This window comes from Allocoleopsis sp. (genome assembly GCF_036703385.1).
In the GTDB taxonomy this organism is placed as follows: Bacteria; Cyanobacteriota; Cyanobacteriia; order Cyanobacteriales; family Coleofasciculaceae; genus Allocoleopsis.
In genome coordinates this window covers 1-15,243 of the sequence record NZ_DATNPA010000127.1, presented here as the reverse complement: position 1 = coordinate 15,243, position 15,243 = coordinate 1, and the positions used below count along the sequence as shown (strand labels likewise).

General features: G+C 45.2%; 15 protein-coding genes and 2 pseudogenes. 11 read left to right on the top strand and 6 right to left on the bottom strand.

The genetic code is table 11. The annotated features are described in order from the left end of the window. Positions 1-193 precede the first annotated feature (193 nt). Both V6C93_RS06395 and V6C93_RS06390 read right to left on the bottom strand, forming a co-directional pair. Entirely contained in the window at positions 194-475 is a 282-nt protein-coding gene (locus tag V6C93_RS06395) for a hypothetical protein (RefSeq protein ID WP_333475819.1), read from the bottom strand. Positions 476-559: 84 nt separating this feature from the next. Next, on the bottom strand, positions 560-745 hold the full coding sequence (locus V6C93_RS06390; RefSeq protein WP_333475818.1) for a hypothetical protein: 186 nt from the start codon (positions 743-745) through the stop codon (positions 560-562). A gap of 569 nt (positions 746-1,314) precedes the next feature. On the opposite strand from V6C93_RS06390, the gene V6C93_RS06385 reads away from it, so the two are divergent. The 4 genes from V6C93_RS06385 (at position 1,315) to dxs (ending at position 4,477) form a co-directional block, all read left to right on the top strand. Beyond that, the gene (locus V6C93_RS06385) at positions 1,315-1,533 is read left to right on the top strand and encodes a hypothetical protein (protein WP_333475817.1); all 219 of its coding nucleotides are present in this window, start codon (positions 1,315-1,317) and stop codon (positions 1,531-1,533) included. A 130-nt stretch (positions 1,534-1,663) separates the two neighbouring features. Next, positions 1,664-1,873, top strand: a complete 210-nt coding sequence (locus V6C93_RS06380; protein WP_333475816.1) for an acetyltransferase — start codon at positions 1,664-1,666, stop codon at positions 1,871-1,873. Between the two features lie 247 nt (positions 1,874-2,120). Continuing rightward, the gene (locus V6C93_RS06375) at positions 2,121-2,354 is read left to right on the top strand and encodes a hypothetical protein (protein ID WP_333475815.1); all 234 of its coding nucleotides are present in this window, start codon (positions 2,121-2,123) and stop codon (positions 2,352-2,354) included. Between the two features lie 215 nt (positions 2,355-2,569). Continuing rightward, complete coding sequence (dxs, locus tag V6C93_RS06370) at positions 2,570-4,477, top strand: 1-deoxy-D-xylulose-5-phosphate synthase (RefSeq protein ID WP_333475814.1); 1,908 nt, start codon at positions 2,570-2,572, stop codon at positions 4,475-4,477. A gap of 74 nt (positions 4,478-4,551) precedes the next feature. Here the strand turns inward: dxs and V6C93_RS06365 are convergent, their stop codons facing one another. Beyond that, positions 4,552-5,733, bottom strand: coding sequence for a clostripain-related cysteine peptidase (locus V6C93_RS06365; RefSeq protein ID WP_333475813.1), 1,182 nt, complete (start codon positions 5,731-5,733; stop codon positions 4,552-4,554). Positions 5,734-6,000: 267 nt separating this feature from the next. On the opposite strand from V6C93_RS06365, the gene V6C93_RS06360 reads away from it, so the two are divergent. The 3 genes from V6C93_RS06360 (at position 6,001) to mtnA (ending at position 8,052) form a co-directional block, all read left to right on the top strand. Continuing rightward, positions 6,001-6,312 carry a hypothetical protein gene (locus tag V6C93_RS06360; protein ID WP_333475812.1) on the top strand — a complete coding sequence of 104 codons (312 nt, stop codon included), beginning with the start codon at positions 6,001-6,003 and terminating at the stop codon, positions 6,310-6,312. Between the two features lie 68 nt (positions 6,313-6,380). Next, entirely contained in the window at positions 6,381-6,728 is a 348-nt protein-coding gene (locus V6C93_RS06355; RefSeq protein ID WP_333475811.1) for a hypothetical protein, read from the top strand. A gap of 268 nt (positions 6,729-6,996) precedes the next feature. Beyond that, a complete protein-coding gene (gene mtnA / locus V6C93_RS06350) occupies positions 6,997-8,052 on the top strand; it encodes an S-methyl-5-thioribose-1-phosphate isomerase (RefSeq protein WP_333475810.1) in 1,056 nt (351 codons plus the stop codon). A 300-nt stretch (positions 8,053-8,352) separates the two neighbouring features. Here mtnA and V6C93_RS06345 read toward each other — a convergent pair whose 3' ends face one another. Further along, entirely contained in the window at positions 8,353-11,442 is a 3,090-nt protein-coding gene (locus tag V6C93_RS06345; protein WP_333475809.1) for a DEAD/DEAH box helicase, read from the bottom strand. Positions 11,443-11,653: 211 nt separating this feature from the next. Here V6C93_RS06345 and V6C93_RS06340 point away from each other — a divergent pair, with 211 nt between their 5' ends. From V6C93_RS06340 to V6C93_RS06330, 3 genes and pseudogenes are all read left to right on the top strand, one after another. After that, positions 11,654-11,881, top strand: a complete 228-nt coding sequence (locus V6C93_RS06340) for an addiction module protein (RefSeq protein WP_333475808.1) — start codon at positions 11,654-11,656, stop codon at positions 11,879-11,881. Then, a complete protein-coding gene (locus V6C93_RS06335; protein ID WP_333475807.1) occupies positions 11,871-12,173 on the top strand; it encodes a type II toxin-antitoxin system RelE/ParE family toxin in 303 nt (100 codons plus the stop codon). Before V6C93_RS06340 ends, V6C93_RS06335 begins: the two co-directional genes overlap by 11 nt. A gap of 152 nt (positions 12,174-12,325) precedes the next feature. Continuing rightward, positions 12,326-13,043, top strand: a pseudogene (locus V6C93_RS06330) (slipin family protein); the annotation flags it as partial. 81 nt (positions 13,044-13,124) lie between these two features. Here the strand turns inward: V6C93_RS06330 and V6C93_RS06325 are convergent. Beyond that, the gene (locus tag V6C93_RS06325) at positions 13,125-14,369 is read right to left on the bottom strand and encodes an FAD-dependent hydroxylase (protein ID WP_333475806.1); all 1,245 of its coding nucleotides are present in this window, start codon (positions 14,367-14,369) and stop codon (positions 13,125-13,127) included. 390 nt (positions 14,370-14,759) lie between these two features. Continuing rightward, the gene (locus V6C93_RS06320; protein WP_333475805.1) at positions 14,760-15,014 is read right to left on the bottom strand and encodes a hypothetical protein; all 255 of its coding nucleotides are present in this window, start codon (positions 15,012-15,014) and stop codon (positions 14,760-14,762) included. A 148-nt stretch (positions 15,015-15,162) separates the two neighbouring features. Here V6C93_RS06320 and V6C93_RS06315 point away from each other — a divergent pair. Then, a pseudogene (locus V6C93_RS06315) lies at positions 15,163-15,243 on the top strand (XRE family transcriptional regulator); the annotation flags it as partial.

Genomic DNA, 15,243 nt, shown 5'->3' with positions numbered 1-15,243 from the left:
TCTACGACGAACTACAGCAAACAGCCAAGCCAAATCCAGTGTATTGCCATCCCCCTCTTCTGGCTCTTGGATATCGCTTCGAGATCTAAGCTCAGGTAAGTTTCCCCCCGGCCTTTGTGAAAACATTTGATAGTCGTTTTCAGTATCCATACTTTTTCACATCCCTGGCGACAAAAGTTCGTTCTAATTATCTTTATCTAATTCCTAGGATCGAAAGCAATGTAATAATCCCAGCACCAGGGCTTAGAACTAAATCCAAAGCATCCGCAACCCTGGCGGTGTTAGAGCGGCTTACCACAACTATATCGTTATCGCGAAGGATAGGATTGTTTTTGGCATTCGCTCCTTGGGCGAAGTCAACGGGTACGTTCTCTCGAGAAATCGTGCCATTCGGATTAAGGCGAATGAGTTCTACATTACTCCGGCTTGCTCGGCTAGTTTTAAATTCGCCAGTGATCAGTAGAGCTTGATTCAAGGTACTATGGAGTCGTTGGTAAACCGCCAATACTCCTGGCTCGATCTGTTGCGGTTCCCATTAGAATATGGAAACCTGGACGCTTTACTTGCCCAACCACTGCCACAGTACGCGCTCGATTGGGGTAGGCAGCAAAGCTCGTGTTGCTAATTGACGGGTTTGGGGAAGGTTAACAGCCATTGTGGTTGGGATAAAGATTGTATCTCCATCTCGTAAGGTTAAATCTTGAGTGCGATCGCAGATTCGCAACAGACTCTGGAAATTTATCACAAAATCACTGTGATTGCTTTAACCTATCCACTGTACGGATTTCGCTGAAAATCTTGTCAAAATTTCCACCGAATTTGACAGCCCAGCTAAAAATAAAAACCCAACTTTAGATAGATGCGACTTAACGTAGATGCGAGTAAATAAGCTTTTTTAATGAGAGATAGCTTTGACTCTTAAGGGCACGGCTTTTGCGCTCCCTAGCATCCGTTTTACCCAGGTGGTTTCCAAACGAATGTCTCTAGATAGAGGTTTAAGGAAAACGATCAGGACTAGAATGCGATCGCTTTCTTAATCCGGTTGAGGCTCAAAAATCAGGCAAAGACCCCATTTTTAGTTAAAAATGGGGTCTAGGGATGGGGAAGATATTTTCATCGCTTTATTGGGGAAGGAGTTCAGAGTGTGTAACCTCTCGTGAGACATTATTCGCTGAGTTCAATTATCTCTGAGACTCTATAAACCTAACCTGAAGCTGAGACTTCCTTTTTCCCCCTCTTAATGCCTATCCCTTAATTCTCAATCGAGATACTGACTCAGGAATATAATTACTGACTTTCCGGGAGACGACAAAAATGGACAAGCCTCCATTTCATGATGAATTTACTTTATCAGAAACAGCCGTAAAACTGGGTAAAAAAGCGATAGATTTAGGGCTGATTCCGAGTTTGGTTGTGCGTTATTTCTCGGATAGCCAGCAATTTTATATTCCTGATGAAAAGAAAGCCGAACCTTATACACCAGAGGAAGCTTATCTGCGTCTCAAAAAACTAGTTGAGTCATCAGGTCAATAATCCTCTTTCTCTTAGGTCAAGAAAGGTACTGCTTTTAGGAATTCCAGGTCAATTCCTAAAATGTCTATGTTCTAAAAAACCAGCCAATTCATTTTTGTGGCATCTCAACTCACCCAAGGAGGAAAATCCTATGTTTCTCAAAGATAAAACCGACGGAACTCTTGTCGAAATTCTTGATATGCAAGCTTTGATTGACCCCAATAAAAATAGTATTTCTGGACAAACTCAAGCTGGACAAGAAGAGCAGAATCCTGAAACGTTTGATAAAGCGCAATTAAAATTCCCTTCTGGGGAGGATTTACCGCTCTGTTGGATGGATACCAACTATCCAAAAGAGTAAGTAGACTAAACTTAAAGTCTTTTAAAGGTTTTACTGAAGCAAGGCGTCGGCTATAAGACCTTTCTAGCCGCGCCTCTTGTTAAGTAGAAACTTATTTTTATTAGTTCTGTTAAGATTAAATCGGGTATAATACTATACAATTTCCCCCATCAATTTTAATTATTCCTCTCCTTTTAGATAGATGAAAAACAGGCTGACAATTAGGCACTGTTAGGTTGTTTATATAACCTATGTTGGAGGGAAATTAATGGCAAGCAACGGAAATTTACAGGCTATCAGTAACCTTGAGTACGATTTGCTCACCGTGTTGCAAAGCAAGTCGGAAGCACTTAAGGCATACGAAAGGTATATGGAAGACGCACAAGCTACGGGTTCTCAACCGTGTGTAGAACTGTTCCAGAAATTGCAGCAGCAAGACATGCAGCAAGCTCAGGAGGTGCGTCAACATCTTCAGGAAGTGATGCAGAAAGGTAAAATGTAGCTAGAAGGTTTAATTGTTACTCCTAAACAAAGCCTCTCTGGAATCAGGGAGGCTTTATTGCTTACGAGACAGACCCTTAGCAGGGAAGCCAAGGAGCTAAAGAGACTTAAATCGGCGATCAAATTAGCTTGACGCGTGTTAGCCAAACTATTAGATACTTGATTAGTGGAAAACGGATAAAAAACTACCATAGCAACTCAAACAAGTACGCCGATATGCATATAAGTGAAATTACTCACCCGAACCAGCTGCACGGTTTGTCGGTTCGTCAACTGGAGCAAATCGCTCGTCAAATTCGGGAAAAGCATCTCCAAACAGTAGCTGCCACTGGTGGTCACTTGGGTCCGGGGTTAGGGGTTGTGGAACTGACAATCGCCCTGTATCAAACTCTGGACTTAGAGCACGATAAGGTACTCTGGGATGTCGGGCACCAAGCCTACCCCCATAAAATGCTGACCGGGCGCTACAACAACTTCCATACCCTGCGGCAAAAGGATGGTGTAGCTGGTTACTTGAAGCGTTGCGAGAATAAATTCGATCACTTCGGTGCGGGTCATGCCTCTACGAGTATTTCTGCGGCGTTGGGAATGGCGATGGCGCGAGACATCAAGGGTGAGAACTTCAAAGTTGTAGCCGTGATTGGCGATGGTGCTCTGACGGGTGGTATGGCACTCGAAGCGATTAATCATGCCGGACATTTGCCCAATACCAATGTGTTGGTGGTACTCAACGACAATGAAATGTCGATTTCCCCCAACGTCGGTGCAATTTCCCGTTACCTCAACAAAGTACGCCTCAGTCCGCCAATGCAGTTTATAACGGGTAATTTGGAAGAACAGTTTAAGCATCTTCCCTTTGTTGGCGAGTCTTTATCCCCAGAGTTGGAACGAGTGAAGGAAGGGATGAAGCGTCTGGCTGTGCCGAAGGTGGGGGCAGTGATTGAGGAACTGGGCTTTACCTATATGGGGCCGGTGGATGGTCACAACCTGGAAGATTTGATTTCCACCTTCAAAGCCGCGCACACCCACAGTGGTCCTGTATTGGTACATGTGGCAACGGTCAAAGGGAAAGGATATGCGATCGCAGAACAAGACCAAGTCGGCTATCATGCTCAAAGTCCCTTCGACTTAGCTACTGGCAAAGCTATTCCCTCCAGCAAACCCAAGCCTCCTAGCTACTCCAAAGTCTTTGCCCATACCCTCGTGAAGCTTGCCGAAAATAATCCCAAGATTGTTGGCATCACAGCAGCTATGGCAACAGGTACCGGCTTAGACAAACTCCACGCCAAACTCCCCAAACAATACATTGATGTCGGTATTGCCGAACAGCACGCCGTTACGATGGCGGCGGGTTTGGCTTGTGAAGGTATACGTCCTGTTGTCGCCATCTATTCCACCTTCCTACAACGCGCCTACGACCAAATCGTTCACGACGTGTGTATCCAAAACCTACCCGTCTTCTTCTGCTTGGACAGGGCAGGAATTGTCGGGGCCGATGGCCCAACCCATCAAGGCATGTACGACATCGCCTACCTGCGCTGCTTGCCGAACATGGTGTTGATGGCACCCAAAGACGAAGCCGAACTCCAGCGGATGCTGGTTACTGGCGTTAACTACACCGATGGCCCCATCGCCATGCGCTTCCCTCGCGGCAATGGCTACGGTGTTCCCCTGATGGAGGAAGGATGGGAACCCCTACCGATTGGCAAGGGAGAAATTCTGCGTAATGGAGACGACGTATTGCTCGTGGGCTATGGCACGATGGTTCATACCGCCATGCAGACCGCTGAAATTTTGAGCGAGCATGGGATTGAAGCCACGGTGATTAATGCCCGTTTTGCCAAGCCTCTGGATACTGAACTCATTCTGCCCTTGGCACAGCGGATTGGTCGAGTGGTCACTTTAGAAGAAGGCTGTGTGATGGGCGGCTTTGGTTCAGGTTTAGCCGAGGCGTTGCTGGATCATAACGTTGCCGTGCCCGTCATGCGGCTGGGTGTACCCGACCTCTTAGTTGAACATGCCAAACCGGAGGAATCGAAGGCACAATTGGGTCTGACACCGTCACAAATTGCGGAACGAGTGCGGAATACCTTCAGCCCTCAAATGGCAGCGGTTAGTCAGTAGTTCATCATTGAGTCTAGAGACTTTTGCTAAGTTTTGTAGAGGCGCGATGCATCGTGCCTCTACACGTTATCGGTTCAGTTGAACAGGATGGCATCAAAAAGCTTCACCAGTTGCAAGTCAGAGAAAACCTGTAAATAGCGGTACTTTTCTAACTCGACCCTACTCCTAGGAAAAAGCATACCAAGACCAGAAAGACTTTGATAATCTCTGCTTGAGCCAAGCATGATACCCGTTTTCTCTACTTTATAAATTAATGAATGATCTATAAAATCTAAAAATCCCTGATATTTCTGTTGCTCTAAGCCCAATTGTTTTGTGATAGTTTGAAAAAAGCCGACAAGATCAACAAACCTATCCCCCATATACTTATAAGTTTTAAATTCACTAAGTTTAAGGTCTTTTATATTAGATGAAAGGATTAACTCAATTAACGGATTAAGTTGGGCGGGTAGCTGCTCAACAGCACGATTGTTTACGGCTGTGTAGCTCTGGTACATATCTTTTGCTTCAAATTCCATAATCTTTGACGCTAGTTGACCACCATTAATGTTTGGATTACGTCCAATAAATTGAAGGAGCGGTTCATAATAGTAATTCGGAGCGCCTAACTGTAATTGCGAAGAAAGAGTGTATTTAGCTGTATTTCTAAAAGTATAGTTGGCTTCAATCGTTCCTTTATTGCAGTTTTGGAAGAAGAATAACTCCACCCGGTTATCCACTTCATTATTAAATTTAGATAAAATATCACTCATTTTTTGGATGTTCATCCATTGAGTGGCTGAACTCCCTCCTAATATCGAGTGTTCATCGGGGCTAATTTCGTCTAAACGACCTCCATGTCCTAAGCAAACGATAGCCCATTTTTTGGCCTGAAATTGGGACTTAGCCCAGTTGAGATATTCAGCAAATACTTCTTCGCTAGCGCTATTGGTAGTTTCTAGTGTTTTAGTATCGACATTTTCTGAGGTGATGAGATTTCTTACAAGGTGTTTTGCCCCACTAAATTTAGCTTGTACTGTTACAAGAATATTGCTACTCTTTACACCTTTAGTCAGCATCTCAAGGATAGGAGAGCCAAATGTAGAGAGGCTGTTATCATAGGGCATCCAGTATAAAATAATCCAGTCATAGATTGGCTTTTTGCTTATATTTTCAGATAAAAAAGCTTCTGTAGACTTGTGATTGAATAGAGCCAGATTCACTAAAAACGAAGCGCTGCCTAGGGCTGAATATTGACAGAATTTACGGCGTTGCATATAGCTTGTTATTGAATGTTATTGAAAAATGTCTGTTTGGAATTGACTAAGTCTGCCAGAGCATTGAGACAGTTTCTCAACATCAAACTCTGATTAACTCGGTAAGACATTGGCACCCTGACTTGAAAATAAGGCAGAGGGCAGAGGGCAGAAGGCTGAAGAAAGAAGACTTTTCATGCATTCTGGTGTACACCATTCACAACGGCTACTTAAAAACTATGTGTGGGACAATGCCTTATTGTCATTTCAAGGCCAAGTTCAAAGCTTATGCAAAACGTTACAAAACTTCATCTCCCAGGGACAGCTTTACAGAGAGCTGATCAAGAAGTCGCCGTCGCCACCCAATACGGAGCCTATGGTATCGCTGCACTCATCATGCCTCGCCTCACTAACCTCACCATCATTGAACGCTTGGTTAAAGGAAAAGGCTTTGGCTTCGATTTGTGGCTCAACTCCATTGATGATTCAGACACCTGGTTTCAGCGTAAAGCCCGCTTTGAGGTCTCAGGCATTCGTCAAGGTTCTGAAGGCATCATCCAATCCAGAGTTAATATCAAGCTAAAGCAGATCAGTCCTTGAGACACCGTAGCTCCTGGCTACGTTGCTGTGGTTGAATTTGGCACTCCCAGAGTACGTATCGTTGAAAAATGCAGGACTTAGAAACCCTCCATCGAGAAGCAATGGAACTGGTAGACCACGCAGCCTTAGCCCATCAGCGTGGTGATGCTGAGGCAATCCTGGAGTTTTCTAGAGCTGCCTTTGCCAAAGAACAGGCACCGGCTGATTTAGTTGCCAATCAAATTGACCTGGAACCCACTCGCTCTGTTTTACATCGCAGCGCCGCAGTTCTTGCCCTGGAGTGTTCTGAACTCCGAGAAGCCGAACGATTGATTGGACGAGCCCTAGCTGGCAATCCTCCCAATGATATTGCCGATGAACTCCGCGATTTACTTCTGGAAGAAATTTACTCTCAGCGCCAAGCTATAGGGCGCTAATTCCCTTCGCCTTACCGCTATCTTACTCATTAGGCTCCAAGATTTATCCCAACTCAGGCTCTCCCGTACTTGTGCTGATAACGCAAGCTTATAATCTAGCAGCCTCAAGGTTTTCAGCCTTCGTCATCCATCAATTTTGCATCAGATTTTCCATTCTACCCCAAGTATCTGGAACAGCCCTGAACTCAGCCTCTGCAATGAGAAAAGATAACGAATACAGTATTCATAGTGTAGGTTCAATCCATATAAAACTTTATCCTTTGGGAAGATGTCTAAAAACCCCGTGTACCCCGTAATCTGGCATGAAGACCGTGTTTTACTGATTGACCAAACCCGATTGCCAGCCGAGTACGTGATTGTGGAAATCAGTCGCTATGAGGATATGGCAGAAGCGATTAAAACAATGATTGTGCGGGGAGCGCCTGCTATTGGTGTAGCAGCCGCCTACGGCGTCTACTTGGGCGCACGGGAAATTCAGACAGAAGAGCGCGAAACCTTCTTAAGCCAGCTAGAAGACGTGGCTCAGGTGTTGCGCCAGACTCGCCCTACAGCGGTGAATTTGTTCTGGGCGATCGCACGAATGATCAAAACCGCTTATGAGACAATTGGCTCAGTGGAGGAACTTAAAGCCTCGTTGCTGAAAACGGCTCAAGCCATTCAGCTAGAAGATTTACAAACCTGTCAGGCGATTGGCGATCGCGGTTTGGAAGTACTGCCTGCTCACCCACAACAGTTGTGTCTTCTCACCTACTGCAATGCTGGAGCGCTCGCTACTGCTGGATATGGTACCGCCTTAGGTGTGGTGCGATCGGCATGGCGGGAAGGACGATTGGCAAGAGTTTACGCCTCAGAAACCCGTCCTCGTCAGCAAGGGGCAAAGCTCACTTCGTGGGAATGTGTCCATGAAGGGATACCTGTTACGGTGATTACCGATAGCATGGCGGCTCATTGTATGAACCGAGGGATGATTGATGCCGTTGTTGTCGGTGCGGATCGAATTGCGGCAAATGGCGACACCGCTAACAAAATCGGGACTTACAGTTTAGCGATCGTTGCTAAAGCTCATAATATCCCGTTCTATGTGGCAGCTCCCCTCTCTACCATTGATTTTGAATTATCGAATGGGATGGAAATTCCGATTGAAGAGCGCCATCCTTCGGAGATTTATCAAATTGGCGAGACGTTAGTTTGTCCCCCTGGAGTAGAGTTTTATAACCCTGCTTTTGATGTCACTCCGGCTGAGTTAATCACGGGAATTATTACCGAAAAGGGTGTGGTAACGCCGAGTGAGTTGCAGAAGTTTCATCTCAAGCAACCCGCTTGACCAAAGCAATTTTAGATCTTGGATGCAAGGATTTTGGATTAAATACAATGAAAGCATTTCAAGCCCGTAGTTAAAGCTAGGAAACAAATCTAAGACGCTTAATGTGGCTCTTCCGTACTTGTGGTAAAAAACCGTGCTTTTGGTAATGGTAATGGGTAATTCTTGAAGAGGTGACGAGTAAGCCTTCATCTTGCTCGTCACCTTTTCAGCTCACTTAGGTTATTACTCTATGTTTGTTTAGGGCGATCGCCTCTCGAAAGAACCTAGGAAACAATCGCTACTATTCAAGTCTGTTCTCTCCTAAGGAAGCACTGCAACAAGTGCCACCGGAATTGGGAGAAAATATGACTTCTTAGTAAGACCTCCCAGTTTTCTGGACTGCTCCAACCATTTTGCAAGTTTTTGGCTTGCGCCTTGTGCAGCTTCAATCACATCCGTTTCCACAGATGTTGAACCTGTTTTAAGTGCATCTTCCTCCAACAGCGAAATCAACTGGTAAACTTCTTTAGCTGATGCACCTTGAGAACTTATAGGCTCGGATAGGCCGCTACTGAAAGCGTAAAATGTTAAGTAAGAATCAGTGCTGGCTGATGCATGATTTTCTACTTCACGAAGCGGATGAGTAGCAAATAAGAGGTAATGAGCATCTCGCAGATTAGGAAATTGTTCATTCAACTGATTCGCTGAAATTGTTGTGAAGTCCGCCTTACGGTGTCTAGCTAACGAACAAGCAAGTTCACCAATTGGATCAGCGTTGCGGGGAAGTGGACGGTGCTCAATAACCCCCTCTTCTCGATTCTTTGAATACCAAGGATAAAGGCCAGCAAGCAATATATTTTCCTTTTCCCTACCAAACACCTTGAATTCTGGGTCAAATGTGAATTTCCTGCCTTGAATGACAGCAATCTTAGCCTGGGCAGTTTCCGTCACTGTACCTTCATCACGGAATACAGGACGACTCCATTCTTTCGTACTCAAGGTAACTTTATATTTCTGCTCACAAGAAGGTAATCCTAAGTCTATCCATGTCTTAAGCAGTTCTTCTAATTCTTTGCGGCTAATCACCCATTGTTCATCAAAATTTTTTTTATTAACATCTCTCAGTTTATTTTCCATATCTTTTTGGTCGGCTTCAGCCTGCTTGAGGATATCGTCAATCAGTGAAAATTTTCCTTCTTCAATTTTCTGAAAGATTTTCTCTTCCTGTTCTATGCTGAGAGAACCCAGAATTTTGAGACGCATTCTTTCATCCTGAATTCCAAGTTCTTCTGTAAATCGCTCGACTAACGCTCGTTCTCTCCTTTCTTCATGCGTTCCAGCAATAATTAAGTAATAAGCAATAACATCTGAGATTTGCCCTAATCGAGCAACGCGACCGTTTCGTTGCATTAGCACGGCTGGATTGGGACTCAAATCCCAATGAATAACGCGGTTTGCAACTTGAAAATCAAACCCTTCATCTGCGGCTGAAGTCGCTACTAGGACTCTTACAGAGCTATTCACATCACGCAATTGTGCAACAGCCTCCTCTCTCTGAGTAAGGCTCATATCGCCAGTCAATTTTTCACAACATTTGTCTGTAAGAACCTTTTTAATAATTTTGCACGTTTGCAAGCTTTCGGTAAAAATTAAAAACTTTGATTTAGGATGCTGCTCAAGCATATTATTTAACCAAGTTAGCTTGGCATTTTCTGCACCAGTTTCACCATCAGAATTTGCAAAATCAAGAAGTTTAAGTGCAAGAGCAGTAAGCTCTAAAATTTCTTCTGAAGTTGCCGTAAAAGTACTATCACTTTCATCATCATCATTATTGCGAAGTTCATTACTAAATTTAAAAACATCAACTATTTTATTTCCTCTTGCAAGCGGCTGTGATAGGCTAGTTGCTTCAAATAATTTCAAGTTTTTGGGATAGTCATTAGGAAAAAGAACTGTAACGTGTCCCGATTTAATACTATCATCATAAGCAGCAAGCTTTTGAGAAATCCCTTTGATCAGTTTGCGAAGATTCTCAGTACTTGTTGATGTATCTTTCCTATATTCGTCTTGATTTTTCCATTCTTGATGCTTAACACACCAACGGAAAAGCCACATAGCACCAGCGATTGTGCTACTAGTTAATCTTATCTCAAGTTGCCGAATTGCAAAGCCCCCAAAACTTTCGCCATTAATATTACAAATTTCTTTAACCTTTTTTCGGATATCTTTGATTATTTGCAAATACTCTTCGCTTGCTTGGAGAGGCGGACGCTCAATGGTTAATTTTGGAAATAAGCGTTTATCAGACCAACTACGAACATCATCCTGTTGCCGCCAAATGACTGCCGTAGATGAGTCATCAGAACCTAAGATTTGAACGAGTTCTACATCAGTTAACTCAGGTGAGTATGCATTCTCAATCTCTGAAGTTTGATGTGTAAGAAGACGCAAAAAGTTAATAAATTGCGGTTTAGATCGAAACGGGGTAGCACTCATAAAGATTATTAGCTTTGGAGGGGCGGAATCCTGCCAAAACTCTCCAGTAATCATTTGATAAGCGGCCTCATAAGCTCTTGTAGTTGCTTTTAGGCCAATACGTTGTGGACTCGTCAAGTCATCTTCACTGGCACAGTGATGTGCTTCGTCAATAATCAAAATCTCAGGGCTAACCCCCGTAGGCAACTTCTTCTTCTGTACTTTTTTTACATAACGTCTTGCAGCATCCATACTGGCGATATGAATTCCGTCAGTACGATTGCCATATTCAACAAAAGATTTCTCAACCTGAACAATACTGTCACCATCGACACCAGGGATAACTGACTGAAGCTTTAGCTTGACATCATCTAAAAGCCCACCCTTTGTCAGGTAAAGACAGCGAAGCGGCTTGGAATAACCCTGTGCAACGAGCAAATCACGTAATACTAAACCAACTTCAATTGTTTTTCCAAGCCCAACTTCATCAGCAATAAGAAGGCGTTGAACTTGTGTCTGATGAGACTTCATGTACTGTTGCAGTGCCAACTGATGAGGGAAAGGATCTTTGTCACTAGCGGTGATTCGACCTGAAAAGATGTTGGCAAGTAGTTCCAGCGCACCAAGTCGCATAGCGGTGTTAGCTTGAAATGCTGGATTTAAATCTTTTTCCCCAAGCACACTCCCTCCAGGAAGGTATGCCTTCTGTGAGGTTAGCATCTCCTCGATATCAAAGTTGCTAGACAATTTTTCCCAGTCACGAAAGCTACCAAATGGAATCCCTCGACGCTGTGTTAATTCGTTTGGGTTAGCGGGAGTTCCAATGGTAAAGGCGTAGTGAGAGTAAGCGGGTGCGTTCGGGTTATCCGGGTCTGCAAGAACCAGATCTGTGTGATGACCGCTTACGGAAGGGATCTCAAACAAGTAATAGGACATAAATAATTAGTTCCTGAGTTTATGAATTAGGATAGGTATACCTGTCTAGGTGTACCTAATCTAGACAACCTATTCTCAGGTCGTCAAGGATATCAAAAGTCCGTTTGTCCTTGAAGCGGCCTAATAGCTTCTCAAAACGCCATTGGTGAAGGCATCAGCGTTGGCGGTGATAGACTTAGAACACAATGGCTAGTCACTAGGCGAGGTTGGTATGAACGCAGAGTTCACTCAGGTTTTTGAGTTAACCCTCTCGGAAAAATTGCAGCTTCTCGAAGACTTGTGGGACAGCATTGCCTTGGTTCCAGAGCAAATTCCTGTATTGGACTGGCAGAAAGAAGAACTTGCTAGGAGAAAAGCAGCCTGTTTGCAAAATCCTGACTCAGGCAGTTCATGGGAGGCAGCTAAAGAACGGATTCGCAGTCAACAACATGGTGCTTAGAAATCTGATTATTCTGCCAGAGGCAGAACAAGATGTTGCTGAGGCTTATATTTGGTACGAAAACCAGGAACCTGGATTGGGTGAAGAGTTTCTTCGTTGTGTCGATGCTTGCATTCAGTTCATCCGGCGAAATCCAGACTTGTATCAGGTAGTTCACGAAAGCTATCGAAGGGCTGTAGTTCGGCGGTTCCCTTACGTTGTTTTCTATGAGCATTCGGACACTACGATTATTGTCTACGCAGTTTTTCACTGTTCTCAAGATCCCAAAAAATGGCGTAGTCGGCTGCCGTAGGAGTAGAACAATAGCTTTATGATTTCTTGCCAGTGAGATGTTTCCAAGCCGAATCAAAGGCTTTCTTGATGCGTGAAGCGAAGCTATCGCGATCGCAGCCCAACTTCTTCAGTGCCTAGAATAGAGTTATCCAAGATTGGGTTGAGCAACATATGGAAGCTCTTGTAGGTACCCTCGCTGCTTTAATCGTTCTGGGCGCTGCTGGACTCAAGATTGACCGAGAATACGAACGAGGTGTTATCTTTCGATTGGGTCGGTTAAGTAGCGTCAAAGGGCCGGGAATGTACTGGATTGTTCCCGTATTTGACCAAAAAGCTCAAATCGATGTCCGGACTAAAACCGTCAGTATCGAACCCCAGGAAACAGTAACGGCTGACAGTGTCACCATTAAAGTCAATGCTGTTCTCTACTACCGCATTATTGACCCTTCTAAGGCGATCACGAAGGTTGAAAATTACCAATTAGCCGTTTATCAAGCCGCTTTAACAACCTTACGGAATGTCGTCGGTCAAAATATCCTCGATGATGTTCTGCAAAACCGCGACAAAATTAACACCAAAGTTCAAGAAATTGTCGATGAAATCACTGAACCTTGGGGTGTTGTGATTGAGCGGGTGGAAATGAAAGATGTGGAAATTCCCACCAGTATGCAACGGGCAATGGCGAAGGAAGCTGAAGCCATTCGGGAAAAGCGTGCTCGCTTAATTAAAGCCGCAGCAGAACAGGAAGCTTCGATTAAGTTAGCCGAAGCCTCTAAACTGATTGTGCAAAACCCCGCTGTCCTAGAATTGCGGCGTCTACAAATGCTTACAGAAATTGGGGCGGAAAATAACACCACTACGGTGATTATGATGCCGTCGGATTTAATGTCCTTAACTCAGCAAATAACTAGTGGGCTTCATCAGAGCAATCAAGCCGCACCCGCGATCCCGTTCCAGCCCAACGGCATCGTTAGTGTTGAGCCAACTGGGGATGGCGTCCCAATAGACCGGTCATCAACCGCAAGGCTAGAACCTTCAAAGGCTGAACCGTTCGCAGCCCCCATAAACCCAGCCGTCGAACCGCTACCACGGGCAACCAGTGATTGGAAAATAGGCGATCCAGAAAATCAGTAAATCCTAAAATCACGAGGTTTTCTTTTTTCCGCCAGCGTTCGTAGCGTCTCAGTATCCGAATGTCCCCAATATCTTCACCCCGCTGATGGGCATCGTGTAGCACTTGGGCTAAAGCAGCGGCATCTCGGATACCGAGGTTCATTCCTTGTCCACCAACGGGATGACAACAATGAGCCGCATCACCAATTAGTGCAAGTCGGGATTGGGTGTAGCGATCGCTCTGCATTAACTGTACCGGAAAAATCAGGCGATCGCTATCCAATTCCAAACGCCCCAACAGCCCTCCCGTTCGGTGTTCCAGTAACGCGAGAAACTCTTTTTCATCCAACTCTTTTAAGGCTTGCGCTTCCGCGTGGGGTGCCGTCCATACGACTTGGCAGCGATTATCGGGTAGTGGTAGCACTCCCATTGGGCCACTCGGCCAGAAGCGTTCAAAGGCAGTATTATTGTGTGATTTTTCCGGTTTAATTCTGACTGTGACGCAAGATTGCCAGTATTTCCAGCCGTGAGTTCCAATACCTGCGGCGGTGCGAATGTGCGATCGCGCCCCATCTGCCGCTACAATTAAACGCGATCGCAACTGACGAGTTTCGCCATCTACCCTAACCTTGATTCCTACCCCAGACGGTTGATACTCAACGTTCATCACTTCAGCCGGACAAAGCCAGCTAACCTTGGGACAGTCTGCCAAGAACTCATATAAGGATTGCAGCAGGGGACGGTGTTCTCCCACGTAACCCAAATCATCCATCCCTAAATCACTGGGTTGGAACTGTACGATACCAGGATGATCGGCATCGGAGAGGCGAATTTGCTGATAGGTGGTAATTTGGGGCAATATCTTCTCCCAAACGCCAATTCCCTGCAAAATGCGCCCCGATAGTAGAGAAAGGGCGTAAGCTTGTCGCCTTGCTACGGCTACAGATGGAGGTTGGGCTTCGATTAATACCACACTCAGCCCGGAATTTTTTAAGGCACAGGCGAGTGTTGCACCAACGATTCCGCCGCCTGCGCTCGCGAGGTCATAATCAATGTTTGTATGGGGTAGAGAGGGAGTTTGTGTGAGCTGTTCCAGCGCCATTTTCCGGAAAATTCGTCATCAATAGGAATATTTACTCTTCTTTATTGTGACGCGGACGGCTGGAGCGGGCAACTGAGAGCTACTCAATGGTGAGGGAAAAGAACCCCTCCCCAGCCCTCCCCTTAGCAAGGGGAGGGAGCAAGAATTTTCTGACTTTCCCCAAGAATAAAGCTGCTCCTTATATTCCCTTGATAAGGGGGGCTAGGGTGTGTCTTCAAACTCATTTCGCTTCGTTTATGGCGATGAGATCCCCCTAAATCTCCCTTAAAAAGGGGGACTTTGAATTTATTCTCCCCCCTTTTCAAGGGGGGCTGGGGGGGATCTAGGGGTTTGAAAACAAGCCCTAGGGGGGTCGAAAGGGGCTGAGGCGGTAATCCAGACGTCTGTTGTTTATCTGATAGAAAGCTGACGTTTGAGGATGCTCACGACTTCACCGGGATTGGCTGTTGGTTGCAGAGGACTCCACTCACGCACCTCGGCAAATCGGAGACGGTATAAGGTTTGAATGATGTTGTTGACTCCTTTAGGAGAGCCAATGACCAGGATTTTGACAGGTTCTCGGTTTGAGGTGGATTCCGAAGAGGCTGACGGGGTGACGGGAATGGTAGGCGTTTCAGTGGCATCGGGGATAAAGTCTTCAATCATGGGAGTTCACCTGATTTTGAATGGCAAGTGTTGTTACCAAATTTGGCAACAATGGATAGCATAGCAGATGTTACCAAAATTGGTAACATTTACTGTGTCATACTCCTCTGACACGATTATCCGCAGGATACGCTTCGTGATCAGAGGCATGGGAAGAGCAGGACAAGCCCTTAAGCAGACATTGAACTCTTATGGAATCAGCCAGAATAAATTGGCAGTAGCTTTAGGC